Origin of the sequence: Streptomyces sp. NPDC102360 (assembly GCF_044766085.1) — a bacterium.
Classification (GTDB): Bacteria; Actinomycetota; Actinomycetes; order Streptomycetales; family Streptomycetaceae; genus Streptomyces.
Genome location: NZ_JBIWLG010000013.1, coordinates 220265 through 247226, shown reverse-complemented (window position 1 = coordinate 247226; position 26962 = coordinate 220265). Strand labels below are relative to the sequence as shown.

Genomic DNA, 26962 nt, shown 5'->3' with positions numbered 1-26962 from the left:
GCTTGGCTGACTTGGTGCCCTTCTTCTGCAGCGTGGAGCGCAGCGCCCGGTCGCGTTCCCGGGTGCGGTTGATGCGGCGCCCGCTGTAGCGGCGGTCGGTGGAGGTGGTGGCGATGTTCACGATCCCCAGGTCCACCCCGACGAATCCGGCCGGGTGCGGGTTCTGCTCCGTCTCGGGGATCTCGCAGGTGGCGATCAGATACCACTGCCCGTCCTGGCACAGCAGGTCGCTCTCGCCCTTGCGGTGCGCTTCGAGGAAGGCCAGCTGTTCGGTACTGCCGGTGAAGGCCAGCTGTTTCAGCCGCCCGGTGGTGGTCCAGATGGACACCGTGCGCTCGCGCATCTGCCAGGACAGGCACCGGTCGTCGAAGGGCTGAGCGGCCTGCGCGCGGAAGGTGATCGGCTTGCCGGTGGCCTTCGTGTGCCGCTTGGATCCGGGCCTGCCCAGGTTTTTGGCCTTCAGGTTCGCCTTCAGTGTGGTGTAGGCGTCAGCGACCTTGCGCAGTACATGCAGGGCGGGCTGCGCGGACAGTCCCTGCGCTTTCAACTCCCTGTACGCCAGCGCCTGCAGGCCCGACCGGGAGCGCACCGTGTGCGCGAAAGCCTGCGCCGACAGCCAGTTCGCCGCCTCGTTGCAGGCATGCAGGGTTGCCTCAAGTGCCAGCGCCTGCGCGGGCGTTGGCAGCAGCTTGACGCGCACCACCAGCTTCATGCCCGGCATGCTACTACTTGACCTGTGTCACCACGATGGGAACCAAATCCGAACATTCGTAGGGGTCGTAGCGTTGTCTACACCCTGCATGCCCATTTGGTCTTTGTCCCGAAGTACCGGCGGGCCGTGTTCACCGACGAGATCCTCACCCGGTGCGAGAAGATCATGACCGAAGTGTGCGCCGGCTTCCGGGCCGAACTGACCGAGTTCAACGGCGAAGCCGACCACGTCCATCTCCTGGTCCACTATCCGCCGCAGGTCGCCCTGTCCCGCCTGGTCGGCTCCCTCAAAGGCGTGTCCGCGCGCCTGCTGCGCAAGGAATACCCCGACCACATCCGCCGCCATCTGTGGGGCGAGCACTTCTGGTCACCGTCCTACTTCGCCGCCTCCGCCGGAGGCGCCCCCTTGAAGGTGGTCAAGGAGTACATCGAGAACCAGCAACGCCCCGGCTGAGCCAGAGCCCCATTCCGCGCAAGATTCAGCATCACGCCGCTCCGCGGCGAGCCCCGACCGGCTCCGCCGGTAGAACGCTGCGCCCCTCCGGGGCGCGGTCACGGGATGCGATTCCTCCAGCTGGCTGAAGCCACGGGATTCCCGCAAGATTCAGTTGAACACATAGCGCGGGCCGAGTGCGCCGGCGTCGAGGAGCCCGCCCTCCTGCCGCTGGAAGTCGAGGTTGGCGTTCCAGAAGAGGTTCGGTTCCGCGAAGAGCGGCTTGTCCTGCCAGCCGGCCGTGTCCATGCGGGCGCGGAACTTCTCGTAGAACGGCCACAGTACGTCCCGCTCCCAAGTGCGGCTCGTCTGCCCCGAGTCGTACGTGCCGGCGTGCGGTTCGTTGTACGGGTCGAAGCCGACGACGCCGGTGAACTCGGCCGCGCTCACGTGCTCCTTGATGTACGCCATGGTGGCCCCGGCGGTGTCCAGGAAGGCCTCCCGCAGGCCGTACTTGTTGTGCCAGAAGTCGTGCGAGGCCTGCGTGACGGCCTTGTTCTGGGTGATGTTCTGGCCCCACAGGAGGCAGATCCCACAGGACTCCTTGGGGTAACCGCCCGCCTGCACGGCCCACTTGGGCGCGCCGTCGCCCGTGTACCAGCTGTCCGCGTCGAACAGATACCGGGAGTAGAGGTCCTGGTGGAAGTCGGGGTAGACGCGGATGCCGGCGTCGAGGAAGGCGCGTATCTGGCCGGTGGCGGCGGCGAGATAGGCGGTGTCGACCCTGCCCCGCTCGGGTTCGGCGGCGGCCCAGGAGAGCAGGAAGCGGACGGCGTTGCCGCCACCCGATGCGCGCAGCGCCGCCGCGGACTTCTTGGCGTCGGCCACGGAGGCGAAGGGCAGTCCGCCGTTCTCCGCCAGTTTGGTCTCGCCGGAGACGTTGTAGCCGCGCAGTACGACCTCTCTGCCATGGCCGTCGGTGAAGCGGCCGTCCTTGACGGTGAGGGGTGTCTCGTCGAACCAGAGGGAGTGGGGGAGAGCGTCGGCGGCGGTGGCGGGCGGGGCGCCCGACACGGTCAGAAATCCGCAGAGGACCGCCAGGACGGCGAGCAGGCGTGCACACGTCTTCGGCATGCCCCCTACGGTCCGGTTATGTCAGGTCACCGTCAATGCCGCGGGGTCGTCGCCGAAGGGCCGGCCCGCGCCGGGACGGCGGAAAACCTGGTGCGCGGGCCCGACGGAACCGGGTAATGTCTGGACCATGTTCTTCCAGACGCCGATTTACGAGTGAGAGCGTGACGGGCCCCTGCTGACGTCCTTCGACGTCGCCGCGCCCGTCCCCCATCGATGAATCCGTAGATCACTCCACATCATTCCGGGAGAACCCATGACCGTGAGCAAGAACATCAACAACCCTGTGGGCCAGGGCGGCGGCCAGCGCAAGAAGCTGTCCCGCGCCGAGCGCCAGAACAACGGCCCGCACCGCAACCTCGACCGCCAGGGCGCCGCCGAGCAGAAGGCGGAGCTGGTGCGCAAGATGCGCGAGAAGGCCGCCGCTGCCGAGGCCGCCGAGCAGGCGGGCGACGACAGCACCCAGAGCTGACGCACCGCCGCAGGGCGGCACAGCACGGTGACAGGGCCCGGACCGCGACGCGCGGTCCGGGCCCTGTCACCTACGTCGCCACTACGGCCGCGCCCGGCGCGGAACTGTACGTCGTCGGGGCGCCACCCAGTGCTGCAACCAGGGCCTGCCCGAGACCTACGGCGGAAGCACCAGGCTCACCGCGAGCGCCCCGATCACCGCGCTCGACGTCACCGCGGTGACGAGCCGCCCCCGCGGGCCGGTCAGTGCCCTGCCCAGCACGGCTCCACCCGTTGCCAGAAGCAGCTGCCAGCTCGCGGAGGCGGCGATCACGGCCGCGACGAACGCGGCGCGGGCGGGTCCGCCGCCGTCTCCGCGCGCGGGCCCGGCCAGTACGAGGGCCGAGAAGTAGACGATGGTCCAGGGGTTGAGCAGGGTCAGACCGAGGAAGCCGAGATAGGCACGTCCGGGTCGGCCCAGGGCGGATGGCGGGGACGTCGCGTCCGAGGTCGCGCCCCGCTCACGTACCGCGGTGAGTGCGGTCCGGGCCGCCAGGCCCAGCAGGACCGCGGCGGCGACCCAGCGAAGTGGACCCGCCACGGGCTGAACGATTCGGGAGACTGCGGCCCCGCCGAGTACGGCGAGCGCCGCGTAGAGACCGTCGGCCGTGGCCACGCCGAGCGCCGCCGAGGTACCCACCCTCAGCGAGGTTCGCGCGGTCAGGCCGACCAGCAGGACGGCGAGTGCGCCGACGGGCACGGCCAGGGCGTACCCGGCCCACAGGCCCGGCAGGAAGGCATCGTTGAGGAGTTCGGAGACGGCCATGCAGGGAGTCTCGGCGGCTGCGAGCGTGTGTGTCCATCGAATGTTTCCGCCTGGAACCGTGCGGCTGTGGCGAATGGTTGGATGGCCGCATGATCGATCCCCGGCTGCAGACCCTGCGGGTCCTGTACGAACAGGGCACGGTCACCGCGACCGCCCGCGTGCTGCACCTCACCCCGTCCACCGTCTCCCAGCAACTGCGGCAACTCGCGGCCCAAGTGGGTGTCGAGCTGCTGGAACCGGACGGGCGGCGGGTCCGGCTCACCCCCGCGGCGCTGGCCCTGATCCGGCACGCCGACGCGCTGTTCGCACGCTGGGAGCAGGCGAGGGCCGAGCTGGCGACGTACGGCAACGAGGAGGCGGGGCGGCTGCGGTTCACAGGGGCGGCCACGGCCATCGCGGCGCTGATGGCACCCGCGGCCCGGATCCTCCGCGACGAGCATCCGCGGACAACGGTGGAGATCGGTGAGGACCACGCCGAGGACCGGTACGAGCTGCTGACGACGGAACGCGCGGACATCGCGGTGGCGATCCCGGCGCCCGGTGGCCCGGCGCAAGGCGATGCGCGCTTCACTCAACTCCCCTTGCTGGAGGAGCCACTTGACGTACTGGTGCCACCCGGGCACCCCTTCGCGGCGCGCACCGACGGCATCGGCCTGGCCGAGGCCGCGGAGGAGACCTGGATCAGAGCCGGTGACCCCCTCGATCAGGAGCAGTTGCTGACGGTGGCGGGCGCGGCGGCCGGGTTCACACCACGGACGGCGCATGCCGCGGTCGACTGGCACGCCGTGGCCGCGCTGGTCGCCCACGGTCTGGGAATCGCGCTGGTGCCGCGCCTGGCGCCCGTGTCACCGGAGCTGGTGCGGGTGCCACTGCGCGGTGCGCCCGCCCCGGTACGGCGATTCGTCGCCTGCGTACGGCGCGGCAGTGAGGACCACCCCGTGATCGCCCGCGGGCTTGCGGCGCTGCGCAGGGCCGCAGCCGATCGCTCGGATTCCGCCGTCCGGCCTTGATGGGTGGCACGCGACGATGTCGGTGGGCGGTGGTGTGGAAAACTGCGGTGGTGGAACAGGACTTGATCGCGGTCGTGGGCAGCAGCCCCGGTGTGGGGAAGTCGACGCTGTGCGGCGCGTTGGCGCGTTGGGTCGGCGCCTCGGGGGCCGTGGTCGATCACTTCGAGGAAGCTGACATCCTCGTGCGTGCTGCCTTCGGCGCCGTGGCCGAGGAGTTCGCCGGGGGAGCCGGCAGCGTGCGGCCGCGGACTCTGGTCGAGGCGACGCGGGCGTACGTGGAGCAGGCGCGAGCCGATGGCGTGGACGTCCTGGTGACGGATGCGCTGATCCCCTTCATTCCGTCCCTGGTGGCCTGGGGGCATGACGAGACGGCGATCACGCGGGTCGTGCACGATCTCGAGGAAGCCGTGCGGCCGACACGGGTCACCGTCGTGTTCCTGCGGGACGATCCGGACGTCGCGTTGCGGCGAGCGGTCGAACGGGAAGGCCCGCGGTGGGCGGACTGGTATGTCGACAAGCTCCGGAGCTCACCCGGCACCGGTTCCGTCAGCGACCTGGCTTCCGCGGCGGCCCATCTGCGCTGGGAGAGCGAACTGACCCTGCGCCTGCTGGCGGCGACGCGGTGGAACGTGGTGAGCGTCGACGTGGGCGGGCGCGACGCGGCGCAGACGGAGCGGGATGTCCGGGAGCGGTTGCAGGGGCTGCTGGGTATTGGCGCGCGCTGAGCGGCTGTTGTTGCTGTTGCTGTTGCTCCGGTGCTGGGCGTGTGCACAGTGCCACCGGTGGCTCTCGACCAGGCCGATGATCTCGCCGCGGCGGAGCGCCGCGATCCCAGGCGGTGGGGACGTGTTGCACGGCTTCACGCGTGCGGATGCTCGGATGTCGGTGTGCCGGACAGGGCCGGGGCCAGCCAGCGGGTGAGGAAGGCGCGGAGGTGGGCCTCGTTCTGTGGGGGTTCGCCGGGGTGCTGGAGCAGGGAGGTCAGGAGGCGCATGATGATCTCGGCCAGGCCGTCGAGGTCGGCTTCGCCGATGCCCGCGGCGGCCCAGTCGACGGGGAACCGCTGGAGCATCTTGGCGCCGTAGGTGATGGTGTCACCGGTGGTGGCGCCGCGGCCGAAGGCGGTGGTGTCGCCGCGTTGCAGCAGCAGGCTCAGACGTGGCTCGGTGGGGATGGTCCGTACGCAGAAGACCATGCCCTCGACCACGGCCTCCGCCGGGTCGGTGATCCCTTGCAGGTGCGCGATCATCGAGTCGACGAACGACTCGGCGCCCTGGGCCGCCACCTCGCCGATGATGTCGCCGATGCCACCGAAGTGCCGGTACACGGTCTGCCGGGTGACACCGAGTTCGCCGGCGACGTCGGACAGGGTCGTCTTCGCGGCGCCGTGCCGGTCGACGCAGCGGGCGGTCGCGTCGATGATCCGCTGCCGCGCCTCCGCGTCCGATGCGGGAGGGCGGCCTCCCCAGCCGTGATGACCCATGCCCTCAGGATCGCACAGGCTCCTTGGCCCGTTGGGGCATGGTCACGCGGAGCGCGGCCACGACGAGGCCGGTGGCGGCGACGGTGCACAGGACGGCGTACCAGAGGCTGCCGACCGGTGTGCCCTGCTCGGTGACGCCGCCGGACGCCGCGAAGTACGCCGGCAACGCGACCAGCCAGAGCACCACATGGGCGGCGAGGTACAACGCCGGGTAGGTCCGGGCGAACCACGGGGACACCGGCGGGGACGGTGCCGGGTCGGCCCGATGCGCGCGCCATGTGTTCGTGAGCAGATAGAGGCCGACGAGCCAGACAAGGGCCAGTTCGACGCCGAGGACGGCCCGTTGGACCCCGAGCTGGTCCCCGCCGCGGAAGAGGTTGCTCGGTATCCCGGCGACACCCATCGCGAGCGGCGTCAGGACACCGGCGGCCAGGGTGCGCAGGGCGATCCGACGGCCGGAGAGCGCGGCCCGGCCGTCCGTCACGCCGCCCTCCCCGGCGTCCTTCGCGCCGACCAGCCGTACGACGAGGTAGGTCATCGCGCCGAAGGACACCGAGGCGAACAGGAACATGCTGTTCATCGGGACCGAGGCGAGCGCCGGTTCGTTGATCATCTTGTTGCCGGGGTTCCAGGCCCACCACTTCAGTTGAGGCCCGAGCTGGTCGAAGATCTCGTAGAACACCTGGCAGACGAACGCGACGGCCAGCGAACCCGCCAGCGGCCCGCGCCGCGCGAAGACGCCGAGGACACGGACCAGTTCGTACGCGAGCTGCGACAGCGCCGGATAGAAGGCGACGATGTAGAGCGGCAGCCGGTCGTACATGAACTGCACGGTGAACACGTTGTGGGAGAAGATGAACCCGACATGCTCCTGCAACCCGAACCAGCTCGGGAAGTAGAGCGGCGGCTCGATCACCGCCAGGTAGACGACCGAGGCGAACCACAGCGAGATGTTGACGGGGTCGCCGTCGCGCCGCCACCGCCGCCACGCATGGACGAGGGCGAACACCGCGCCACCGATGACGAGCAGTTCGAGGAACGGCATCGTGCCGCTCTCGAGACCGAACGGGTTGCGGAGGTCCAGGACGGGGGAGGCGTCATGGCACGAGAATCCGAGTCCTTCCGCGATGCGCTCGGCCGCTGAGTCGCATGTGTAGCCCATCCGTCGCTCCTCGGGTCGGTCGTGCCGGTGGGTGTCTCAGTACATGTCTCGGTCTGGTGGCTCAGTCCGGTGTGTCCCGGTCCGTGTCTCAGTCCTTCACGAGAGCGGGGTCCGCGGCGGGCCTGTGGCCGGCGCCGTTGGTGGCGGCGTCCGTGAAGTCGGTCGCGGGCGGATCCTGTTGGTCGTCGAAGCCGCCGGGCACCACGGTGCGGCCCAGTCGTTGGCGCACCTTGTAGCGCGCGATACGGAACCAGAACCGCGGGTCGGTGGCCATCTCCCGCAGCGACTTGTCGAGGTTGAAGACCTCGGCGAACGCCCGCTCCACGTAGGCGTCTTCACGGCTTGTGGCGGTGATGGCGTTGAAGACCGGCCAGCTGAGCCGCGCGGCCAGTTTGCGGCGCCAGGGAGCGACGACCTCGCTCCCGGTCGCGAAGTCGTAGGCCTGGTCACGGGCCATCGCGAGCATCCACGGCACGTCGAGCGACTTCTTCTGCAGGGCGAGGAACTCGCGGAAGAAGGCGGCGTCGAGGGCCTCGCGGCCGCGCAGCAGCTCGGCGAGGATGAGCGCGGAGCGGGCCGCCGAACTCATCCCCTGGGCGTAGAACGGATTGAACGCGCAGATCGAGTCACCGACACTCACCAGGCCGAGCGGCGGTCGGTCGAGCAGGTCGAAGCGGCGCCACTTGTTTCCGGTCGAGCGGGTGAGGTGCACCTCGGACGTCGGTGTGCAGGTGTGCATCGCCTGTCCGAAGGCCGTCGCCCGCACACGGTCCGCCGCGGCCTCGAAGGTGCCGACCTCGCGGGGCATCCGCAGGCCCCACGCGCCCATGCACACGATCGCGCGATCGCCCTCGATCGGGAAGAAGTTGCTGAGGAACTCGTGCTCCTCGGGATGGTCGCCGGTGTCCTGGGTCGGGGTGACGACCAGGTGCTTCCACCACCAGGACTCGGGACGCCGACCGGCGGGCGGCAGGTCGTACCACCGCGAGGTGTAGGTGACCTTGGCGTCGAGGGTCTTCTCCGGCGCCGCCGGCCAGCCCGCCCCGGTCAGCCAGTCGGCGACGGAAGAGCCGCGCCCCAGCGCGTCGACGACCAGGTCGGCGGAGAGGTGACCCGAATCGCCCGCGTCCGTACGGAAGTCGACCCCCTCGACGCGCCCGCTCGCTGTGCCGCCCCCGCTGGTACGAAGCCCGGTGACGCTCACACCCTCGCGGATGCCGATGGCCGGAAGCTCACGGACCTTGTCACGCAGGACCCGCTCGATGAGCACGCGGGAGCTGTAGACCATCGTCATCGAGCCGGCCTGGCGCGGGCCCCAGCCGTCGTTCTCGCAGTACGCCGCGTCCAGCGACGGCATCAGGAGCATCCCGCCCGCGGCGATCAGATCCTCCTCGAATCCGGGGAAGATCTCACCGATCGCGCGACGCCCGGAGTTGAGAAGGAAGTGCGGGTGCTTGCTCTGCGGTACGCCCCGTCGATGCTGCGCGTCCGGCGGGAGCTGGTCCCGCTCCAGAACGATCACCTCGTCGAAATGCCGCGCGAGCACTCCCGCCGCACACAGCCCCGCCACGCTGCCGCCCAGCACCACGGCCGTCTTTCCTCGCATAGTCACTCCATTCATACACGTCATGGCTGAATGTATGATCGATGGAGGGGGAAGCTAGCAGCTACGCCCTGAAGTCACCAGCCTTTGCCCGTCAACCTTCCGGCGGGGCGGGGCGGGGCGCGGGTGCAGGTGCCTCCGCCTGCTGGACCGGCCCGAGGGTTACTCTCCAGAGGTGAGTACCGGTTCATCGCCCACTTCTGATGACTGTTGCGTCCTGGTGGCTGCCTCCGCGGGCGGGATCCAGGGCCTGGGGACACTGCTGGGCGGCCTGAGCGGCGAGCTGTCGGCGTTCGTGCTGGTGGTGCAGCACCTGCGCCGTTCCCGCGAGACACGGATCGTCCCCGTGCTGTCGCGCCGGACCGACCTCAGGATCAAGCTGGCCCAGGACGGGGACGACCCGAACCTGGGCACCGTCTACATCGCGCCGCCCGACCGGCACCTGTGCGTAGGGCCGGCCAAGAGGCTGGCGTTGACGGAGGAAGAGCCGGTGAACTTCGCCCGCCCGGCCGCCGACCCGATGTTCGAGTCCGCGGCGAAGGCCTACGGTTCCCGGACCATCGCCTGCGTACTCACCGGCAGCGACGGCGACGGTTCCCAGGGCATCGCCGCCGTGAAGAAGCGCGGCGGCACCGTCATCGTGCAGGACCCGGACACGGCCGAGTTCCGCGGCATGCCCCGCTCGGCGATCAACACCGGACTGGTCGACCTCGTCCTGCCCCTGGAAGACATCGCACCGGCCATCACCCGTCTGGTGGGGCGTTGTTGAGGGCTCGCGTGGGCGAGTTCACAGGTGAGCTCGGGTCGTCAGGTCCCCAGGTCCCCAGGTCCCTCGAATCCGCGGATGTCCCCGCCGCGAGCGCTTCACCGTGCGGCTGTCCGCGATGCCTTGATCGGCAAGACGATGTGCTCTAAACAGACGTATGTGGACGAGAGCATGGCCGCCGTTCTGGCGGCATTCATAGGTGTGGTCGGCGCCCTCGGCGGAACGCTCACGGGCGCGTGGATGCAACGAAGAGCCACCTTGGAACAGATCGCCGCTCAAGAGAGAGCGGAGCGGCGCGGTCAACTCCGCGCGGACCGCAGCGCTTCCTACGCCGAGGTCATGGACGCATCCGAACGGTTCATCGCCTCCCTCGACGACATCGTGGCAGCCCGCAAGGAATCGGCGGGATCACGGGGCCCGACGAGCGAGTGGGGACCGCTGCGAGAGGAGAGCCAGGCGTCCCTGCGCATGCTGCGCCGTGCCATCTGGAACGTGCGAGTGGCCGGCCCGGAGGACATGGCCGACCTCGCGCAAGGCATCTACGACGTCAACATGCATCGCTTCAGGATCGCGTTCGGCGAAGCCCTCACCTTCAACGAAATGGACGAGCAACTGAACCGCAGGAACGCCGAGTTCCGCCAGTCGCGCGCACGGTTCGTCGTGGGGGCGCAGCGCATCCTGGGGAGCGGCGGGCCCGCGAACCAGCCGGTCGGGACCGGTACGTAGGCGCCTTCGCCTGCCCTGCCGCCCAGTTGGCCGTCTCGGCCCGCGCGTGGAATCGAGTCTGCTTGGCCGACATCGCCGGTCAGGGCTCAGCGGTCCAGCGCGGTCATCGGAGCGGGCAGCACCCCCGGGTCCCCGGTACGGGCGAAGGTGGCCCACGCCGTTCGGACCTCGCGTCCGAAACCGTCCACCTCGGACCAGTCGAGGTCGCCGAGCATCGGCGCGCCGTGCCAGGCCGCCGCCGAGCCGAGGAGGAGCGGGAGCTCCACACAGTGGGTGGCGCCGTACGCGGAGCCGCGGGGGCGCCAGTCGAGCCGGTAGCCGTACACACGGGCGCCCGCGCGTTCCAGTTCCCCGTGCAGGGCGGTGAGCGGCGACTCGTACGCGCGGTGGGTGCGTTCCGCCACGCCGCCCTGGTCGTTGGGGCCCTCGGGGAAGGCGGACATGTCGTCGGCGTTCCAGCCGTAGAGGACGTCCATGGCGGTGGGGTCGAAGGCGAAGTCCTCGGGGCCGGCCGGAAGGGAGCGGGTGTCGGCGACCGGGCCGAACGGAGGAACCAGGGTGTTTCCCACCAGCTGTTGGAGGTCCGCCGCCGTCTGGGCCTGCGCCGTGAGCAGCGCCTCGTGCGAGGCGGTGTGCGGATCGGCGTCGAGGTGTGCGGCGAAGAGGCGGCCCGTTTCGCGGGCCTCGGCGAGTGATCTGGTGGCGATGGAGACGGGTGCGCTCTGCAGCACCGCGCGGCGGAACAGTCCCCGGGCCTCGGGCATGCGGAGCAGTCGCAGGATGGACAGGGCACCGGCCGACTGGCCGAAGAGTGTGATCCGGCCGGGGTCGCCCCCGTAGAGGTGGATGTTGTCGCGTACCCAGCGCAGCGCCTCCAACTGGTCGAGGAGGCCGAGGTTTCCCTCGCTGACCCCGTCGAGCACGAGATAGCCGAGCGCGCCCAGGCGGTATCCGGCGCTGACGACGACCACATCCTGCTCGGCGGCGAGCGCGCTGCCGTCGTACCAGTCGAGGACACCGGCGCCGCTGCTGAAGCCACCTCCGTGGAACCACAGGAGTACCGGGCGTCCCGTTCCGGGGACGGGGGCGGGGACGCGGGCGGGGACGGGGACGGGGGCGGTCGGGGAGGTGACCGACAGGTGGAGGCAGTCCTCGCTCTGGGGTCTGCGGTCGTGGGGCGGGCCCATCACCTTGTCGAGCCGGGACGGCGGCTGGGGGCAGATACCGCCGGAGCCGTGGGCCGGTTCCACCCCGCGTACGGGCACGGGCGGGGAGAACCGCTCCGCGGTGGCGAACCGGAGGGGGCCGCTGCGGACCACGGACTGGTCGTTCATGCCTCACCTGCGAACTCGGGAGTGGTCACCTTCTGCTGAGGAGTCTCGGGGACCGCACGGAACAGGGCCACCGCGCCGACGAGACTGAGCGCGCACATCACCACGAGGTACCAGGTCACACCCATCGAGGAGTCGCCGCCTCCGAGCAGGGCGCTGGAGATCATGGGTGCGAGGCCGCCACCGAGTACGGCACCGGCCTGGAGGATCAGCGAGGTACCGGAGTACCGCACCCGCACCGGGAACGTATCGGCGATGATGGCGCCCTGCACACAGTGCGTCACGGGGATGATCAGGCCCATCCCGGCGAGCGCGACCAGGGCGGTCGCACGGCTCCCGGTGTCGAGCAGCGGGAAGAAGACCGCACACCAGACGAGGACGGCCACGGAGCCGGCGATGAACATGCCGCGTCTGCCGCGCCGGTCGGCGAAGCGCGTCCACGCCGGGATGGACGCGAACCACAGCACGGCCGCCCCGCTCACCCCGAGAATGAGGAACTGCTGGTCGTAGCCCAGGTGTTGAGTGCCGTACGACAGCGTGAAGACCATGAAGACGTACGCGACCGTGGAGTTGGCGAGCACGGCCAGCAGGGTCAGGCCGAGGCGCGGAAGGCCGACCTTCATGGCGTCGGCCAGCGGGAAGCGGGCCACCTCCTGCTCTTCCCGCGCCCGGTCGAAGGACGGGGACTCGGTGACCCGCAGCCTGACGACCAGCCCGACGGCGACCAGGACGAAGCTCAGCAGGAACGGGATGCGCCAGGCCCACCCGGTGAACGCCTCATGCCCGGCAAGGGAGTTGGTGGCCAAGAAGACGAGATTGGCGAGCACCAGACCGGCCGGTGTACCCATCTGCGGGAAACCGGCGTACAGGTTCCGCCGTCCCTCGGGGGCGTGCTCCATGGACATCAACGTGGCGCCCGCGCCCTCGCCGCCGAGGCCGATCCCCTGGACGATGCGCAGCACCACCAGGAGGACGGGGGCCCACAGGCCGATGGTGTCGTAGCCCGGCACGAGTCCGATGAGGGTGGAGCCGAGACCCATCAGCAGCAGCGAGACCACCAGCGTGGAGCGGCGGCCGAGACGGTCTCCGAAGTGGCCGAAGACCAGCCCGCCCAGGGGACGGGCCACGAAGCCCACGGCGAGGGTGCTGAAGGCGGCGAGCGTACCTGCCGCCGGGCTCAGGCCCGGGAAGAACTGCTTGTCGAAGATGAGGGCGGCGGCCGTGCCGTAGAGGAAGAAGTCGTACCACTCCAACGTGGTGCCGAGGAGGGTGGCGAGCGCGGTTCTGCTCGCACCTTCCGAACGCTCGGGGTCGCTCATGGCGTACGTACCTCGCTTGCTGGGGTCGGCGGGTGGGCTCCGGCGCGGTGGACTCCGCAGCGGGCGCCGGGCGGGTTCCGCGCTTTCGGTGGATCCTGGGCCCCCGCGGACCGGCCGACAAATGCCGGTTTCCCCCGCCGCCATAGCGGTACGGGTATACCGGACACGCTCCGGGGCGATCCGGCAGCCGCTCGGCCCGGCATACCGAAACAGGCATGGCGGCGAGCGAAAAGCTCATTTGTCAGGCATGGAGCCGGAGTTCCAGGCTGTGACGCATGACGGCAGACACGACACGATGGATCCGCAACTTCGTCGACGGACGGTACGTCGACCCCGAACCCGGCCCCGGCCACCGCTCCTTCGACGCGATCGACCCGGCCACCGGCCGCGCGCACGCCCAGGTGCACGAGGCCGACGCCCCCCTGGTGGACCGGGCGGTCACGGCGGCCCGCACGGCCCTCGGCCCCTGGTCGTCGACCCCGGTCGGGGAGCGCACCGCCGTGCTCCGGCGGGCCGCGGACCTCATCGAGGCACGGTTCGAGGAGTTCGTGGCCGCCGAGACGGCCGACACCGGCAAGCCCCTGACACTGTCCCGGGAGCTGGACGTGCCCCGCGCCGTCGCCAATTTCCGCACCTTCGCCGACGTGGTCGCCGCCGCGGGCCAGGAATCCTTCATGACCGACCTGGCCGGCGGGCGGCAGGCCCTCAACTACGCGGTGCGCAAGCCGCTCGGCGTGGTCGCGGTCATCGTCCCGTGGAACCTGCCGCTGCTGCTCCTCACCTGGAAGGTGGCCCCGGCGCTGGCCTGCGGGAACACCGTGGTCGTCAAGCCGAGCGAGGAGACCCCGGGCACGGCGACGCTGCTCGCCGAGGTGCTCGCGGAGGCGGGGCTCCCGGCGGGCGCGTACAACGTCGTGCACGGCTTCGGTGGTGGCTCGGCGGGGGAGCATCTCACCACACACCCCGGGATCGACGGTGTCACCTTCACCGGTTCGTCGGCGACCGGCGCGCACGTGATGAAGGCGGTCGCGCCGCGCGTGCGGCCCGTCTCTTTCGAGCTCGGCGGGAAGAACGCCGCGCTCGTCTTCGAGGACGCCGACATCGAGGAGACCCTCGACGGTCTCGCCCGCTCGGTCTTCGCCAACACGGGCCAGGTGTGTCTGTGCACCGAGCGGGTCTACGTGCAGAGGTCGGTCTTCGCCGAGATCGCCGACGGGCTCGTGGAACGGGCCAGGGCCCTGCGTCTGGGCAGCCCGCTCGACGAGGGGACGACCACCGGGCCGCTCATCTCGCAGGCCCACCGTGACAAGGTGCGCGGCTACTTCGACCTGGCCGAGGAGTGCGGCGCCAAGGTCCTCACCGGCGGCAACATCCCGAGCCTCGGCGGGCACCTGGACGGCGGCTCATGGATCGAACCGACGCTCTGGACCGGCCTGACCAACGCCGACCGGCCGGTCCGCGAGGAGATCTTCGGCCCCGTCGCCGCGCTGATCCCCTTCGACACGGAAGAGGAGGCGATCGCGCTGGCCAACGACACCGAGTACGGTCTCGCCGCCTCCGTATGGACACAGGACCTGCGGCGCGGCCACCGCGTGGCACAGGCCATGAACGTGGGCATGGCCTGGGTCAACACCTGGTTCCTGCGCGACCTGCGCTCTCCCTTCGGCGGCGTTGGCCTGTCCGGCCTCGGCCGCGAGGGAGGCGCCTCGTCCCTGCACTTCTACACCGAACCCACCAACGTATGCGTGCAGTTGTGACCCCGACCAGAGATGCTCTCGGCGGCCCGCGGGATGCGACCGCGCACACCGCCACCACCCGAACCGAAGGACGCACCTGATGCTCGACGCGCACACCGTCGACGAGTTGGCCGGGCGGCTCGACGCAGCCCAGACCGCCGTCACCGACACGCTCAGCCTCGCCGACACCCACACCCTGACCATCGACGACGCCTACGCCGTCCAGGCCGCGCTGCTCGACCGGCGCACCGCACGCGGTGAGCGGATCACCGGCGTCAAGCTGGGCTTCACCAGCAAGGCCAAGATGGCGCAGATGGGTGTCTCGGAGATCATCGTCGGCCGGCTGACCGACGCGATGCGCGTGGCCGACGGCGGCGATGTCGAACTCTCGCGCCTCATCCACCCGAAGGTCGAGCCCGAGGTCGCCTTCCGGCTTGCCCGGGACGTGGACCCGGCCGCCCCGGACACCGACATCACCACCTGCGTGGACGCCGTGGCACCCGCGCTGGAGATCATCGACTCCCGCTACCGGGACTTCCGGTTCACCTACGAGGACGTGGTCGCGGACAACACCTCCGCGGCCGGCTACGCGATCGGCGCCTGGTCGCCGCTCCGGGACGTCGGCGACCTGACCGTACGGTTGAGCAACGCGGAGCAGGAGGTGACGGGCTCGACCGTAGCCATCCTGGACGGGCCCCTGAACGCCCTGCGCGCGCTGCTCGACATGGCACGGCGCAGGTCCGTCCCGCTGCGCGCCGGGGACGTGGTGCTCGCGGGCGCGGCCACCGCGGCGATGCCACTGACCGCGGGAGTCACCACCTGTGAGGTGTCAGGCCTCGGCCGCGTCACCGTGAGGAGTGTGTGATGGGCGAGGCACGCATCGTTCCGGGGAAGGCGACACCGCGTGGCCGCTTCCCGCACTTCCGGCGCGCGGGGGACCTCGTGTTCGTCTCCGGCACCAGCTCGCGGCGGACCGACAACACCTTCGTCGGTGTCTCCACGGACGAGATGGGCACCACGGACCTCGACATCCGGGCGCAGACCCGCGCGGTCCTGGAGAACATCGGAGACATCCTCGCCGACGCGGGCGGCAGCCTCGCCGACGTCGTCCAAGTGACCACCTATCTGGTCAACATGAACGACTTCGGCGGCTACAACGAGGTCTACGGACAGCACTTCGACGAGAGCGGGCCTGCCAGGACCACCGTCGCCGTGCATCAACTGCCGCACCCCCACCTGCTCATCGAGATCCAGGCCGTGGCACACCTGCCCGCGACCGCAACCACCGAGGAGACACCGTGACCGACATCCCCGAGGTCATCGACTTCCAGGGCTGGATCGACGACCACGCACACCTGCTCAAGCCTCCGGTGAACAACCGCACCATGTCACTCGGCAACGACTTCATCGTCCAGATCGTCGGCGGCCCCAACCAGCGCACCGACTTCCACCTGGACCCGTACGAGGAGTGGTTCTACCAGGTCAAGGGGGACATGCACGTCAACCTGATGACCGAGGACGGACCGCGCACGGTACACATCAAGCAGGGCCAGGCCTGGCTGCTCCCCGGCAACGTGCCGCACTCGCCGCAACGCCCCGACCCGGACTCCATCGGCCTGGTCATCGAGCGGGTCCGCGAGGAGGGCAAGCTGGAGAAGTTCCTCTGGTTCTGCCTCTCCTGCTCGGCGACCGTGCACGAGGTGGAGCTGCAGGTGCGTGACATCGTGGCCGATCTCCCGCCGGTCTTCGAGGAGTTCTACGGCGACGAGAAGGCCCGCGTCTGCTCCGCGTGCGGCGCGCTGCACCCCGGGAAGGGCTGAACGGTGTCAGACGTGATCGATGTCCACACCCACTACGTACCGAAGGGCTGGCCGGACCTGTCGGATCTCGGCGGCCCCGACGCACCGTGGCTGCGGATCGAGTCCGAGTCCGAGGCCGTCATCATGACCGGGTCCTCCGAGTTCCGGCGTATCCGGGCGAACGCCTGGGACGCGGAGGTCAGGCTGCGCGACATGGACGCGGACGGCGTACGGACCCAGGTGGTGTCACCGACCCCGGCGTTCTTCCACTACGGCCGCAGCGGCGCCGAGGCGGCGAGGATCGCACGGATCTTCAACGACCTGGCCCTGGAGGTCACCGCGCCCGCGCAGGACCGCCTGATCCCCTTCTGCCAGGTCCCCCTCCAGGACCCCGACGCCGCCTGCCGCGAGGTGGAACGCGCCGTGGCGGCCGGTCACCGGGGCGTGGAGATCGGCAACCACGTCGGCGATCAGGACCTGGACAGCGCCGGGGTGGTGACCTTCCTCCAGCACTGCGCGTCCCTGGACGTTCCGGTGTTCGTGCACCCCTGGGACATGGACAACTCGCCCCGCCTCGACCGGTGGATGGCACGGTGGCTGACGGCGATGCCTTCGGAGACACACCTGTCGATCCTGGCGATGGTGCTCGGTGGTGTCTTCGACCGCATCGACGACCGGCTGAAGATCTGCTTCGCACACGGCGGCGGCTCCTTCGCCTTCTGGCTGGGCCGCATGGAGAACGCCTGGCACGGCCGCAACGACGTGATCGGCACCTCGCAGTACCCGCCCTCGCACTACCTGGGCCGGTTCTCCGTGGACTCGGTCGTCTTCGACGAGCGCGCGCTGCGGCTCCTCGTGGACACCGTCGGCGAGGACCACGTCATGGTGGGAAGCGACTACCCGTACCCCTTGGGGGAGCGGCCGGTGGGCGAGGTGGTCCGCAAGAGCGACTTCCTCACCGAGGAGGCGCGACACAAGATCACCCGCGGCAACGCGGAGCGCTACCTGGGGCTGTGACTCCCGCGCCGCGCGGTGGCCGCCGCCGGGACGCCGCCATGACGAGGACTACGAGGACTTCTCCTGTCGAAGGCCGGGGGAGTCCTCGGTCATCAGTGCCGCGGTCTGCTCCAGCGCCTTCAGCAGCGCCTCGCCCGACGGGCTGAGCGTGCGGCCGGCCGGCAGCGTCACCCCCACCCGGTGCCCCACTGGCTCCAGGGGCACGGACAGCGGCGCGAGCCGGCCGTCGTCCCGCACGATCAGCGCGGGCAGCACCGCCACCACATCGGTCTCCAGCAGCAGTTGACGCACCGTGAGGTACGAGGTGGCCTCCACCCGGTTCCTCGGCAGGGTGAGCCCCCGGCGGACGAAGAGCTCCTCGACCTCGCGGCGCAGGGTGGTCTGCGGACCGGGCAGGATCCAGGGGAAGCCGAGGGTGTCCGCGATGTCGACGCCCTCCCGCCCCGCCAGGGGATGGCCCGCACGGACGACCAGACCCACGGACTCGTCGTACAGCGCGTGCCGGATCAGGCCGTCGCCGGAGGGCGCGGTCAGCCGGCCGACGATGAGATCGATGCGCCCGGCCTCCAGATCGAGCAGCAACTCCTCCGGCGAGGCCTCCCGTACGACCACCGTCAGCAGCGGATGCGCACGCTTCAGCGCCGCCACCGCACGCGGCAGCAGCACGTTCGACCCCGCCAGATGGATGCCGACCACGACGGTCCCGCGCTCCGCCTCCGCCAGCTCCACGACATGCCTGCCCGCCCGGGTGAGCTGGGCGAGCACAGCGCGCGCGTGCTGGGTGAAGGCCTCCCCGAACACGGTGGCGGTGACCCCGCGCGGCCCGCGCTCGAACAGCGGGACACCGAGGATGTCCTCCACCTCGTGCAGGCTCCGGGTGGCGGCGGGCTGCGTCACATGGAGTTCGCTCGCGGCCCCCACCACGGTCCCCTGCCGGGAGAGCGAGTCCACGAGCAGCAGGTGCCGCAGTTTGAGTCTGCCGTCGAACAGGCGGGGGGTGTCCACGTCACGGACCCTAGTCGATACGGGGTGTGGCCACCGGGAGCGGGCACCCCGTCGGCCCCACGATCAGCTATGGCTCGCGCAGCGCGTCGGAGATGGACTTGGCGCCGCCGTGGGCCGTGTAGCCGCCGTCGACCGGGATCTCGGCGCCCGTGATGAAGGACGCGTCGTCGGAGAGGAGGAACGTAACGAGAGGGGGGATCTCGTCGACCGTTCCGGTGCGGCCCAGTGGTGTCTCGCGGAGGTTGCTCGCACGGAAGGCGGGGGCGGCCGACGCGGTCATCTCGGTCTCGATGAAGCCCGGATGGATGGTGTTGACGCGGATGCCGCGCGGGCCGAGTTCGAGTGCGGCGGTCTTCGACAGGCCCCGCAGCGCCCACTTGCTGGCCGTGTACGCGACCGGGTAGTGGGCGGTGAGGGCGGCGGAGGAGCCCACGTTCACGACGGAGGCGCCGGGTGGCATCAGCGGGGTGAGGTGCTGCATGCCGAGGAGCGGGCCGGTGACGTTCACGGCGTGGACGCGGGCGAAGTCCTCGGCGCGTACGTCGCCGAGGCGGGCCCGCCAGGTGATGCCCGCGTTGTTGACGAGGCCGTGCACCTGGCCGTACGACTCCCTTAGCTCGGCGGCGAGTTGGGCCCATTGGTGATCGACGGTGACGTCGAGACGGCGGACGCCGTCGGTCTCGGTGACGTCGGTGGCGATGACCGTGGCGCCCTCGTGTGTCAGGGCCGCCGCCTCGGCCGCGCCCTGGCCGCGGGCCGCGCCGGTGATGACGACGACCCGGCCCGCGAGGCGACCGCTCACGGCCGTTCCCGGGTGCGGCGGCGGCCGGCCGGGAGCGGGACCGGTTCCGCGCCGGGGGCGATCGTGTTGGAGACGCTGCCGATGCCTTCGACGGTGAGGGTGACGGTGTCGCCGGGCTTGAGGGGAGGCGGGGTCTGCTCGCCGCGCAGGCCCCACAGTTCGGCGAGGCAGCCGCCGTTGCCGCAGGTGCCGGAGCCGAGTACGTCGCCGGGGACGACGCGGGTGCCGCGCGAGGCGTAGGACACCATCTCCTCGAAGGTCCAACTCATGTTGGAGAGCAGGTCCTTGCCGATCGTCTCGCCGTTGACCTCGGCAGTCAGCGCCAAACGCAGGAAGCCGTCGGTGTCGCGGTACGGCTCCAGTTCGTCGGCGGTGACCAGGTACGGGCCGAGGGTGCTGGCGGTGTCCTTGCCCTTGCAGGGACCGAGTCCGACCTTCATCTCGGCGGACTGGAGGTCGCGGGCGGACCAGTCGTTGAAGACGGTGTAGCCGATGATGTGCTCGCGGGCCTGGGAGGGTGTGAGGTCGCGGCCCTCGCGGCCGATGACGGCGGCCACCTCGAGCTCGTAGTCCAGGACCGTCGATCCGGGCGGCACGGGAATGTCGTCGTGCGGGCCGAAGACGGCGTGCGGGTTGGTGAAGTAGAAGGTGGGCGCCGCGTACCACTGCTCGGGAACGCCCGCGACGCCGTCGACGGAGCGGCGGACGCCCTCGACGTGCTCCTCGAAGGTCACGAAGTCCCGTACGGAGACGGGCTCCAGCGGCGGCAGCAGGCGTACCTCGGAGACGTGCGGGCCGGGAGGCACATCGAGCGATGCCGCGCCGGCGGCCAGCAGCCCCGCAAGGCCCTCGGTCTCCCGAAGGAGGGTGGCGAGGGAGGTGACATCGGGCAAGGGGAAGAGCGTGCCGTCGTCCTCCACGACGGCCACGTGACGGAGGTGCTGATGTTCGTACGCGGCGAAACGCATGGGTGGCTCCTGCCGGTGGGAGAGGAAGAGGGGTGGCTCGGGCTCAGACCGGCGGGGCGACGAACACGCCGCGGTCGACGTCGTTGAAGGACTCCTTGGCGATGAGCTCGTTCATCGCGTTCGCCGTACCCCACTGGTCGGTGACCTCGGGCTTCGAGAAGTCGTAGACGTGCGGGTGCCAGGTGTCCTCGTCGAGCTCCTCCAGCTCCGTCGTGTACTCGACGGTGTTGCCGTGCGGGTCGAGGAAGTACGTGAACGTGTTGTCGCCCGCCATGTGCCGACCCGGGCCCCAGACCTTCTTGAACCCGGCGCGCATGACACGGCCCGAGCCGCGCATGTACTCGTCCAGGCCGCGCATCTCGAAGGAGACATGGTGCAGCGCGGTGTGCGGGCCCTGCGCGATCGCCATCGAGTGGTGCTGGTTGGAGATCCGCATGAAGTGCATGACCTCGCCCATGTGCGGCGAGGAGAGGGTGTCGGAGAGCGCGAAGCCGAGGTGGCGCTCGTACCACTCCCGGGTCCGGTTCAGATCGGGGGAGTTGAGGACGACGTGGGAGAGCTTGACCGGGATGGCCTCCTTCTCCTCGATCTTGCGGTGCCGCCTGACCTCCACGTCGGCGGAGACCTCGATGGTGCGGCCGTCGACGTCGAAGAAGCGGAAGCCGTAGCCGCCGCCGGGGGTGTCGACCTTGCCCGGCTGTGAGATCAACTGGACTCCACCGGGGAGGAGTTGCTCGGCGAGTGCGTCCACGTCCGCCGCCGAAGCCGCCCCGTACGAGACGAGGTCGAGGCGCTTCTCCTCGGCCTCGCGGAGGCGGACGACGTACTGCTCCGGGGAGCCCTCGGCGGCGAGGAAGGAGATGCCGGAGTCCTCGGTGACCTTGGTCAGGCCCCAGACACCGGAGTAGAAGTCGAGCTGCTTGTCGTAGTCGGGCACGGCGAGATCGACGTGCCGCAGGTGGGTGAGCAGGCGTCCGTTCACGGTGGATCAGTCCTTTCGGAGGAGAGCGGAGGCGTTGCCGCCGCGGATGGCGTCGAAGGCGGCGGCGGGCAGCTCCGTGGCGCGCAGGTCGCCGAGCGGGTCCTCGCTGCCCATGTCGAAGGGGAAGTCGGAGCCGAGCAACACCCGGTCCGGGCCCGTCGCCCGCACCAACTCCCGTAGTACGTAGGGGTCGTGGACGAGCGAGTCGAAGTAGAGACGCTTGAGGTAGCTGCTGGGTGCCTCGCGGCAGCCCTGGGCGTCCGGGCGGGCTCGCCAGGCGTGGTCGGCGCGGCCGATGTGGGTGGGCAGGTAGCCGCCGCCGTGGGCCGCGATGATCCGCAGATCGGGGTGGCGGTCGAGGACGCCGGAGAAGATCAGGTGGGAGAGGGCGACCGCGTTCTCCGTGGGCTGGCCAACGGAGTTGGACAGGTACCACTGGTCGAGGCGCTCGTCGAGGGTGCAGCCGAACGGGTGCAGGAACACCAGCGCCCCCGTTTCGGCGGCGCGGGCCCACAGCGGCTCGTACGCGGGGTCGGACAGTTCGCGGGCCGGTGCGTGGCTGGAGATCTCGACACCGGCCAGCCCCTGGTCGAGGGCGTGGTCGAGTGCGCGCACGGCGTGTTCGGGGTGCTGGAGGGGTACGAGGCCGAGGCCGCGCAGCCGGTCGGGGGCGGCCGAACAGTGCGCCGCGGTCGCCTCATTGGCGAGCCGGTACACCTTCTCGGCCGTCTCCTCGTCCGCCCAGTAGTGGTAGTGCGAGGGCGATGGGCTGACCACCTGGATGTCCACACCCTGGGCGTCCATCACGGCGAGCCGCGCCGACACATCCGTCAGGCGCTCGATGCGCTCGCCGATCATCCGGCCGTTGACCTTCAGCGCGGCCGGGCCGTTGCGGCGGGCGTCCAGGGAGCGCGCCTCCGCGTGCCCCGGCAGACCGTCGACCAGCGCCTCGACCTCGGGCAGCAGGACGTGCGCGTGCACGTCGACGGTGGGTGGTGTGTGGGTCACGGCAGCTCCCGCAGCATCGTCATGGTGCGGCCCATCAGGCCGGGGACATCGGCGTCGCGGACGCCGTCCAGCTGCCACTGGCCGATCTGTACGGAGGCCTCGACGACGGGACGTACCCGCGCGATGCGGCGCTCGTAGTACGCCTGGAAGAGGGCGTCGTCCCAGACTTCGGTGCTGGTCAGCATCTCGGTCAGCACGAGCGCGTCCTCAAGGGAGAGGGCCGCGCCCTGCGCGAGCGTGGGCGGGCAGCAGTGCGCGGCGTCTCCGACCAGGACGACGCGGCCGCGGTGCCACGAACCCTCCACCAACATCCGGTCGAACCAGGTGTAGTTGACCTGTCCCGGGTCGGTGATGTGCGCGGTGATCTCCGGCCAGTGACCGCCGTACGTCGAAGCCAGGCGGCGCATCTCGTCCGCGTAGGAGTCGACCGGGATCGTCGCCCGGTCGCGCTTGGCCTCGACGACGTACGCGTACAGGGTCGACTCGCTGGTGGGGCAGTAGCCGGCGATGAAGGCCGAGCCGCCGTACGCGAGGTCGGTGCGGGTGACACCGGACGGGCGGGGAGCGGCGACGCGCCAGATGGCCATACCGGTCGGCTCCGGCTTGTCCTGGATGCCGATGGCCGCGCGGGTGGTGGAGCCGAGGCCGTCGGCGGCGATCACCAGGTCGTAGTGGCTCTCGCTGCCGTCGGTGAAGCGGACGGTGACACCGTCGTTGTCGGCGGACTGCTCGAAGAACGTGGCCCGCACGCCCAGGCGGACGGTGGCACCGCTCGCGCGGACCGCGTCGATCAGGACGCGTTGCAGATGCGGGCGCTGCATACCGACGGTGGCGGGCAGCTCGTCGCCACCCGTGCGCAGGTCCTCGGCGACGTGCAGGACCGTGCCGTCGGGGGCGGTGATGCCGACCGAGTCGAACCCGTACCCGGACCGTTCCATCTGCTCCCACACGCCGAGTTCGCGCAGGACGCGCAGCGCGTTGCCCTGGAGGGTGATGCCGGATCCGGCGGTGGCGTTCCAGTCGTCCTTCGCCTCGATCAGGTCGACCGTGACACCGGCGCGGCGCAGCAGGATGGTGGCGGCGTTGCCGGCCGCGCCGCCGCCGATGACGAGGACCGTGCGGGGTGAGCTCATGAAGGGATCTCCGTTGTATCTCAAGGAGGTTGAAAGCGGGGAGGCGGTTGGAGGAGGGCTCGGACCGCGGGGCTACTTGACGGCGACGGGGTTGACCGGCGAGCCGACGGCGCCCGTGATCGGCAGGGGCGCGGCCGTGAGCCAGAACTCGTACACGCCGTCGGCCGCGCAGTCCGCGGCGAGCGCGTCCAGGTCCCACATCTCGCCGATGAGCAGGCCGATGTTGGGGATGGCGACCTGGTGCAGCGGCTGGAAGGCGTGCTCGAACTCGTTGGGCCTGACCTCGAAGCCCCAGGTGTCGGTGGCGATCGCGGCGATCTCGGTGCGGTGCAGCCAGCCGGCCGACGTGAACGACAGGCCGGGGGCCGGGCCGCCCGCGTAGTCGCCCCAGCCGTCCCGACGTGCCCGCGCGAGCTGCCCGGTGCGTACGAGGACGATGTCGCCGCGCCCGACCCGTACCCCCTGGGCGTCGGCGGTCGCGCTCAGATGCTCCTCGGTGATGGCGAAGGCGTCCGGCAACTCGCCGTCGGCGCCTACGACATGGCCCACGTCGAGGAGGACGCCGCGCCCGGCGACGTACGGCGCCATGTGCTCGATGCCGGTGACCAGATCGCCCTCGGAGGTGACGACCTGCTCGGCCGGCCGACCGTTCCACGCCTTGCCGTGGTCGAAGATGTGGCCGAGGCCGTCCCATTGGGTGGAGCACTGCAGTGGCATGGCGATCACGTCGTCGGCGCCGCCCATGCCGTGCGGGAAGCCCTGGTTGGCGAGGGCCGCGTCGACGCCGGTGTCGAGCATGGTGTGCACGGGGTTGGTGCGGCGCCGCCAGCCCTTCTGCGGGCCGTTCATGTCGAAGCGCTGGGAGAGGGAGAAGCTGGCGCCCCGGCGGACGAGTGCGGCGCCCTCGCGGCGCTTCGCCTCGTCGAGGAAGTTCAGGGTGCCGAGGCGGTCGTCCTCGCCCCAACGTCCCCAGTTCGAGTACGACTTGGCGGCCTCGGCGATCGCGCCTTCGGGATCGTTCCTGTTCAGGGTCACGACGTCACCTCCTCGGCGACGCAGCGGGTGCGCTGGGCGCCGAGCCCGGTGATGGAGCCGTCCATCACGTCGCCGTCGCGCAGCAGGCGCCCCCAGTGCATGCCGTTGCCGGCCGGAGAGCCGGTCAACACCAGGTCTCCGGGCAGGAGTTGGGAGCTCTGGGAGGCGTAGGACACCATCCGGGCCACGTTGAAGATCATGTCCTTGGTGGACTCGTCCTGCATCGTCTCGCCGTTCAGCTTCAGGGTGAGCCGCAGGTCACCGGTGTCGGCGATCGACTCGACGGGCACGATCCACGGGCCCAGCGGCGTGAACCCGGGCGCGTTCTTGCTGCGCAGCCAGTCCGTGCCGATCTGCGGCATGTCCCGGCGGAAGACGGTGGCCCGGTCGGTTAGGTCGTTGGCGATGGTGTAACCGGCGACGTACTCCAGCGCCTCCTCGACCGACACCCGGTGGGCGGGCCTGCCGATGACGACCGCCAACTCCAGCTCCCAGTCCGGCTTTTCGGCCCACGCGGGCAGTACGACATCGTCGTAGGGGCCCGTGATGGCGCTCGGCAGGCCGATGAAGACGTACGGCAGGTCCTCGGTCGCCCTGCGGTCCATGATCTCGGCGGCCTCCGCGCGCCGCTCCTCCTCGGGGCGCTCGTCGCCGGGGGTGCGGTGCGCGACGTGGAGGTCGATGACGTGCTGCCGGTAGTTGGCTCCGGACTGGAGCACCTGGCGCGGCTCGACCGGGGCATGCACACGGAAGTCGGCCAGCGGGCTGCGCTCCGCCGAGTTCTCGTCCGCCAGAGCCCGGAGTCGGGGCAGTGCTGTCGGCCAGTCCTCCAGGAGCCGGCGCGTCGTCAACTGGTCGTCGCCGAAGGCGATGCGCAGATCCGCGACGGACGCGTCGGCCGTGACGAGCGCGGGGAAGGCCGGTCCATCCGGAGCCGAGAGGGTCGCGAGCGCGAAGGGGCCGGCGAAGAGCGGGGATGCGGGGGCGGGTTTCACGGACATGTCCTCCTGATTGCGGTGGGTCCAATCTGGACCCGGTACCCGTGATCAGGGAAATAGATTGTGTGGATGAGAAGCATCCGCCGGACAGATATACCCTGGTCAGAACGGTGCGATGAGACAATGTGCAAGGAGAGGAACTCGTGAATCTGGCCCGCCTGGATCTCAACCTCGTGGTGGCCCTGCGCGCCCTCCTGGAGGAGCGCAACGTCACACGTGCCGGGGAGCGCGTCGGCCTGAGCCAGCCCGCGATGAGCGCGGCCCTGTCCCGGCTGCGCCGGCACTTCGACGACGACCTGCTCGCCCGCGTCGGCGGCCACTACGAGTTGACGGCGCTCGGCCAGGTGCTGCTCGACCGCACGTCCACCGCCTATGACGTCCTGGAGCGGCTCTTCGCCAGCCAGGCCGACTTCGACCCGGCCGAGGAGTCCCGCGAGTTCCGGCTGGTGGCGTCCGACTACGCCGTCTCCGTGTTCGGCACCGAACTCGCCCGCGTCGTGCACGAGGAGGCTCCCGGTATCCGGCTGCGCTTCACACAGACCCCGCCCACCGTCGTCGACGACACGGCGACGCTGCTCAGCGCGGTCGACGGACTGCTCATGCCGCACGGCGTCATCAGCGACTTCCCCGCCACCGATCTCTACGACGACCGCTGGGTCTTCCTCGTCGCCGAGAACCACCCGAGCCTCGAGGGCCGGCTGACCCTGCGGGACCTGGCGACCCTGCCCTGGGTCACGTACCAGCGCACCTACGACGCCCCGGCGGTCCGCCAGCTCGGCATGCTCGGCATCGAACCGCAGGTGGAGGTCTCCGTCGACAGCTTCCAGCTGCTGCCCCTGCTGGTGGCGGGCACCCGTCGCATCGCCCTCGTCCAGGCCCGCCTGGCCCGGCTGATGGCGCCGATCACCGCCGTCCGCGTCGTGGATCCACCGTACGAGGCCGTCCCCCTGCAGGAAGCCATGTGGTGGCACCCGGTGCACACCCACGACGCCGCCCACATCTGGCTGCGCGAGACCGCGGCGGGGGTCGGAGGGCGACTGACGGCAGTGCCGGACACTCCGGATCTCCTCTGACTTGAGTACTTGAGTCTCCTGTAAGGGGAGACGCCAAGGTGGGGGCATGGACGGCGACACGCTTTGCACGATCGGGGAGTTGGCCCGGCGGACCGGGCTGACGGTGAAGGCCATTCGGTTCTACTCCGACACGGGAATCGTGCCGTCGACCGACCGCAGCCCGGCGGGCTACCGGCGCTACGACATCGATGCGCTCGCGCGTCTGGATCTGGTGCGGACCTTGCGCGATCTGGGACTGGAACTCGCCGTCATCCGGCAGGTCCTCGACCGGGAGATCACGGTACCCGAGGTCGCGACCGCGCACGCGGACGCTCTGGACGTGCAGATCCGAACCCTGCGCCTGCGGCGTGCGGTGCTGAGAGCGGTGGCCAAGCGGCGCCGCTGGCTGCTGACGCGCCTGGGGGTCGCCAACGACCCCCGCACGGAACGCTATTGGCGGCTCCTGGCCATGATCA

At 70.4% G+C, this 26962-nt stretch carries 26 protein-coding genes and 3 pseudogenes; 13 read left to right on the top strand and 16 right to left on the bottom strand.

Features of this window, described 5'->3' with window-relative positions; all coding sequences use genetic code 11:
* Positions 1 to 712: pseudogene (locus ACIRHA_RS36525) on the bottom strand (RNA-guided endonuclease TnpB family protein); the annotation flags it as partial.
* A gap of 24 nt (positions 713 to 736) precedes the next feature.
* Here ACIRHA_RS36525 and tnpA point away from each other — a divergent pair.
* Complete coding sequence (tnpA, locus tag ACIRHA_RS36520) at positions 737 to 1165, top strand: IS200/IS605 family transposase (protein ID WP_403854941.1); 429 nt, start codon at positions 737 to 739, stop codon at positions 1163 to 1165.
* A gap of 153 nt (positions 1166 to 1318) precedes the next feature.
* Here tnpA and ACIRHA_RS36515 read toward each other — a convergent pair.
* Positions 1319 to 2278, bottom strand: a pseudogene (locus ACIRHA_RS36515) (endoglycosylceramidase); the annotation flags it as partial.
* A gap of 253 nt (positions 2279 to 2531) precedes the next feature.
* Here ACIRHA_RS36515 and ACIRHA_RS36510 point away from each other — a divergent pair.
* Positions 2532 to 2747, top strand: coding sequence for a DUF6243 family protein (locus ACIRHA_RS36510; RefSeq protein WP_403854939.1), 216 nt, complete (start codon positions 2532 to 2534; stop codon positions 2745 to 2747).
* A 156-nt stretch (positions 2748 to 2903) separates the two neighbouring features.
* Here the strand turns inward: ACIRHA_RS36510 and ACIRHA_RS36505 are convergent, their stop codons facing one another.
* Positions 2904 to 3551, bottom strand: a complete 648-nt coding sequence (locus tag ACIRHA_RS36505) for a LysE family transporter (protein ID WP_403854937.1) — start codon at positions 3549 to 3551, stop codon at positions 2904 to 2906.
* An 89-nt stretch (positions 3552 to 3640) separates the two neighbouring features.
* On the opposite strand from ACIRHA_RS36505, the gene ACIRHA_RS36500 reads away from it, so the two are divergent.
* Both ACIRHA_RS36500 and ACIRHA_RS36495 read left to right on the top strand, forming a co-directional pair.
* A complete protein-coding gene (locus ACIRHA_RS36500) occupies positions 3641 to 4561 on the top strand; it encodes a LysR family transcriptional regulator (protein WP_403854935.1) in 921 nt (306 codons plus the stop codon).
* A gap of 47 nt (positions 4562 to 4608) precedes the next feature.
* Complete coding sequence (locus tag ACIRHA_RS36495; protein ID WP_403854933.1) at positions 4609 to 5286, top strand: ATP-binding protein; 678 nt, start codon at positions 4609 to 4611, stop codon at positions 5284 to 5286.
* A 134-nt stretch (positions 5287 to 5420) separates the two neighbouring features.
* Here ACIRHA_RS36495 and ACIRHA_RS36490 read toward each other — a convergent pair whose 3' ends face one another.
* The 3 genes from ACIRHA_RS36490 to ACIRHA_RS36480 all read right to left on the bottom strand — a co-directional run bounded on the left by ACIRHA_RS36490 (position 5421) and on the right by ACIRHA_RS36480 (position 8812).
* On the bottom strand, positions 5421 to 6044 hold the full coding sequence (locus tag ACIRHA_RS36490) for a TetR/AcrR family transcriptional regulator (protein ID WP_403854931.1): 624 nt from the start codon (positions 6042 to 6044) through the stop codon (positions 5421 to 5423).
* A 4-nt stretch (positions 6045 to 6048) separates the two neighbouring features.
* Complete coding sequence (locus ACIRHA_RS36485; protein WP_403854929.1) at positions 6049 to 7206, bottom strand: hypothetical protein; 1158 nt, start codon at positions 7204 to 7206, stop codon at positions 6049 to 6051.
* Between the two features lie 88 nt (positions 7207 to 7294).
* Entirely contained in the window at positions 7295 to 8812 is a 1518-nt protein-coding gene (locus ACIRHA_RS36480; RefSeq protein WP_403854927.1) for an FAD-dependent oxidoreductase, read from the bottom strand.
* 217 nt (positions 8813 to 9029) lie between these two features.
* Here ACIRHA_RS36480 and ACIRHA_RS36475 point away from each other — a divergent pair, with 217 nt between their 5' ends.
* Positions 9030 to 9578, top strand: a complete 549-nt coding sequence (locus tag ACIRHA_RS36475; protein WP_403854925.1) for a chemotaxis protein CheB — start codon at positions 9030 to 9032, stop codon at positions 9576 to 9578.
* Positions 9579 to 9734: 156 nt separating this feature from the next.
* Positions 9735 to 10301, top strand: coding sequence for a hypothetical protein (locus ACIRHA_RS36470; RefSeq protein ID WP_403854923.1), 567 nt, complete (start codon positions 9735 to 9737; stop codon positions 10299 to 10301).
* A gap of 86 nt (positions 10302 to 10387) precedes the next feature.
* Here the strand turns inward: ACIRHA_RS36470 and ACIRHA_RS36465 are convergent, their stop codons facing one another.
* Both ACIRHA_RS36465 and ACIRHA_RS36460 read right to left on the bottom strand, forming a co-directional pair.
* Positions 10388 to 11635, bottom strand: coding sequence for a carboxylesterase family protein (locus ACIRHA_RS36465; protein WP_403854920.1), 1248 nt, complete (start codon positions 11633 to 11635; stop codon positions 10388 to 10390).
* Positions 11632 to 12951, bottom strand: coding sequence for an MFS transporter (locus ACIRHA_RS36460; RefSeq protein WP_403854917.1), 1320 nt, complete (start codon positions 12949 to 12951; stop codon positions 11632 to 11634). Before ACIRHA_RS36460 ends, ACIRHA_RS36465 begins: the two co-directional genes overlap by 4 nt.
* 275 nt (positions 12952 to 13226) lie before the next feature.
* Between ACIRHA_RS36460 and ACIRHA_RS36455 the strand changes: the two genes are divergently transcribed.
* The 5 genes from ACIRHA_RS36455 to ACIRHA_RS36435 all read left to right on the top strand — a co-directional run bounded on the left by ACIRHA_RS36455 (position 13227) and on the right by ACIRHA_RS36435 (position 17503).
* Positions 13227 to 14708 (top strand): 2-hydroxymuconic semialdehyde dehydrogenase, encoded by a 1482-nt coding sequence (locus ACIRHA_RS36455; RefSeq protein ID WP_403854914.1) that lies wholly within the window; start codon positions 13227 to 13229, stop codon positions 14706 to 14708.
* Between the two features lie 79 nt (positions 14709 to 14787).
* Positions 14788 to 15552: a 2-keto-4-pentenoate hydratase gene (locus ACIRHA_RS36450; protein ID WP_403854911.1), complete on the top strand. Its 765-nt coding sequence runs from the start codon at positions 14788 to 14790 to the stop codon at positions 15550 to 15552.
* Positions 15552 to 15989: a RidA family protein gene (locus ACIRHA_RS36445; RefSeq protein ID WP_403854908.1), complete on the top strand. Its 438-nt coding sequence runs from the start codon at positions 15552 to 15554 to the stop codon at positions 15987 to 15989. Before ACIRHA_RS36450 ends, ACIRHA_RS36445 begins: the two co-directional genes overlap by 1 nt.
* Positions 15986 to 16507: a 3-hydroxyanthranilate 3,4-dioxygenase gene (locus tag ACIRHA_RS36440; protein WP_403854905.1), complete on the top strand. Its 522-nt coding sequence runs from the start codon at positions 15986 to 15988 to the stop codon at positions 16505 to 16507. The genes ACIRHA_RS36445 and ACIRHA_RS36440 overlap by 4 nt, the downstream gene beginning before the upstream one ends.
* A gap of 3 nt (positions 16508 to 16510) precedes the next feature.
* Positions 16511 to 17503, top strand: a complete 993-nt coding sequence (locus ACIRHA_RS36435; RefSeq protein WP_403854902.1) for an amidohydrolase family protein — start codon at positions 16511 to 16513, stop codon at positions 17501 to 17503.
* A gap of 48 nt (positions 17504 to 17551) precedes the next feature.
* On the opposite strand, the gene ACIRHA_RS36430 is transcribed toward ACIRHA_RS36435, so the two are convergent.
* The 8 genes from ACIRHA_RS36430 to ACIRHA_RS36395 form a co-directional block, all read right to left on the bottom strand.
* Positions 17552 to 18508 (bottom strand): LysR substrate-binding domain-containing protein, encoded by a 957-nt coding sequence (locus tag ACIRHA_RS36430; RefSeq protein ID WP_403854899.1) that lies wholly within the window; start codon positions 18506 to 18508, stop codon positions 17552 to 17554.
* Positions 18509 to 18575: 67 nt separating this feature from the next.
* Positions 18576 to 19310 (bottom strand): SDR family NAD(P)-dependent oxidoreductase, encoded by a 735-nt coding sequence (locus ACIRHA_RS36425; RefSeq protein WP_403854896.1) that lies wholly within the window; start codon positions 19308 to 19310, stop codon positions 18576 to 18578.
* Entirely contained in the window at positions 19307 to 20278 is a 972-nt protein-coding gene (locus tag ACIRHA_RS36420; RefSeq protein ID WP_403854893.1) for a fumarylacetoacetate hydrolase family protein, read from the bottom strand. The genes ACIRHA_RS36425 and ACIRHA_RS36420 overlap by 4 nt, the downstream gene beginning before the upstream one ends.
* Before the next feature lie 43 nt (positions 20279 to 20321).
* Positions 20322 to 21260: a VOC family protein gene (locus tag ACIRHA_RS36415; protein WP_403854890.1), complete on the bottom strand. Its 939-nt coding sequence runs from the start codon at positions 21258 to 21260 to the stop codon at positions 20322 to 20324.
* A gap of 6 nt (positions 21261 to 21266) precedes the next feature.
* Positions 21267 to 22268, bottom strand: coding sequence for an amidohydrolase family protein (locus ACIRHA_RS36410; protein WP_403854888.1), 1002 nt, complete (start codon positions 22266 to 22268; stop codon positions 21267 to 21269).
* Positions 22265 to 23401, bottom strand: a complete 1137-nt coding sequence (locus tag ACIRHA_RS36405; protein ID WP_403854885.1) for an FAD-dependent oxidoreductase — start codon at positions 23399 to 23401, stop codon at positions 22265 to 22267. The genes ACIRHA_RS36410 and ACIRHA_RS36405 overlap by 4 nt, the downstream gene beginning before the upstream one ends.
* 72 nt (positions 23402 to 23473) lie before the next feature.
* Positions 23474 to 24436 carry a cyclase family protein gene (locus tag ACIRHA_RS36400; RefSeq protein WP_403854883.1) on the bottom strand — a complete coding sequence of 321 codons (963 nt, stop codon included), beginning with the start codon at positions 24434 to 24436 and terminating at the stop codon, positions 23474 to 23476.
* Positions 24433 to 25437 carry a fumarylacetoacetate hydrolase family protein gene (locus ACIRHA_RS36395; RefSeq protein WP_403854880.1) on the bottom strand — a complete coding sequence of 335 codons (1005 nt, stop codon included), beginning with the start codon at positions 25435 to 25437 and terminating at the stop codon, positions 24433 to 24435. Before ACIRHA_RS36395 ends, ACIRHA_RS36400 begins: the two co-directional genes overlap by 4 nt.
* A gap of 140 nt (positions 25438 to 25577) precedes the next feature.
* Between ACIRHA_RS36395 and ACIRHA_RS36390 the strand changes: the two genes are divergently transcribed.
* Positions 25578 to 26507 carry a LysR family transcriptional regulator gene (locus ACIRHA_RS36390; RefSeq protein WP_403854877.1) on the top strand — a complete coding sequence of 310 codons (930 nt, stop codon included), beginning with the start codon at positions 25578 to 25580 and terminating at the stop codon, positions 26505 to 26507.
* Between the two features lie 46 nt (positions 26508 to 26553).
* Positions 26554 to 26883, top strand: a pseudogene (locus ACIRHA_RS36385) (MerR family transcriptional regulator); the annotation flags it as partial.
* Positions 26884 to 26962: the final 79 nt, after the last annotated feature.

Bases quoted from the DNA above. Each gene is read 5' to 3' on its own strand.
- ACIRHA_RS36510 (WP_403854939.1), top strand. From the start codon at position 2,532: ATGACCGTGAGCAAGAACATCAACAACCCTGTGGGCCAGGGCGGCGGC.
- ACIRHA_RS36505 (WP_403854937.1), bottom strand. From the start codon at position 3,551: ATGGCCGTCTCCGAACTCCTCAACGATGCCTTCCTGCCGGGCCTGTGG.
- ACIRHA_RS36500 (WP_403854935.1), top strand. From the start codon at position 3,641: ATGATCGATCCCCGGCTGCAGACCCTGCGGGTCCTGTACGAACAGGGC.
- ACIRHA_RS36490 (WP_403854931.1), bottom strand. From the start codon at position 6,044: ATGGGTCATCACGGCTGGGGAGGCCGCCCTCCCGCATCGGACGCGGAG.
- ACIRHA_RS36485 (WP_403854929.1), bottom strand. From the start codon at position 7,206: ATGGGCTACACATGCGACTCAGCGGCCGAGCGCATCGCGGAAGGACTC.
- ACIRHA_RS36480 (WP_403854927.1), bottom strand. From the start codon at position 8,812: ATGCGAGGAAAGACGGCCGTGGTGCTGGGCGGCAGCGTGGCGGGGCTG.
- ACIRHA_RS36465 (WP_403854920.1), bottom strand. From the start codon at position 11,635: ATGAACGACCAGTCCGTGGTCCGCAGCGGCCCCCTCCGGTTCGCCACC.
- ACIRHA_RS36460 (WP_403854917.1), bottom strand. From the start codon at position 12,951: ATGAGCGACCCCGAGCGTTCGGAAGGTGCGAGCAGAACCGCGCTCGCC.
- ACIRHA_RS36455 (WP_403854914.1), top strand. From the start codon at position 13,227: ATGACGGCAGACACGACACGATGGATCCGCAACTTCGTCGACGGACGG.
- ACIRHA_RS36450 (WP_403854911.1), top strand. From the start codon at position 14,788: ATGCTCGACGCGCACACCGTCGACGAGTTGGCCGGGCGGCTCGACGCA.
- ACIRHA_RS36445 (WP_403854908.1), top strand. From the start codon at position 15,552: ATGGGCGAGGCACGCATCGTTCCGGGGAAGGCGACACCGCGTGGCCGC.
- ACIRHA_RS36420 (WP_403854893.1), bottom strand. From the start codon at position 20,278: ATGCGTTTCGCCGCGTACGAACATCAGCACCTCCGTCACGTGGCCGTC.
- ACIRHA_RS36405 (WP_403854885.1), bottom strand. From the start codon at position 23,401: ATGAGCTCACCCCGCACGGTCCTCGTCATCGGCGGCGGCGCGGCCGGC.
- ACIRHA_RS36395 (WP_403854880.1), bottom strand. From the start codon at position 25,437: ATGTCCGTGAAACCCGCCCCCGCATCCCCGCTCTTCGCCGGCCCCTTC.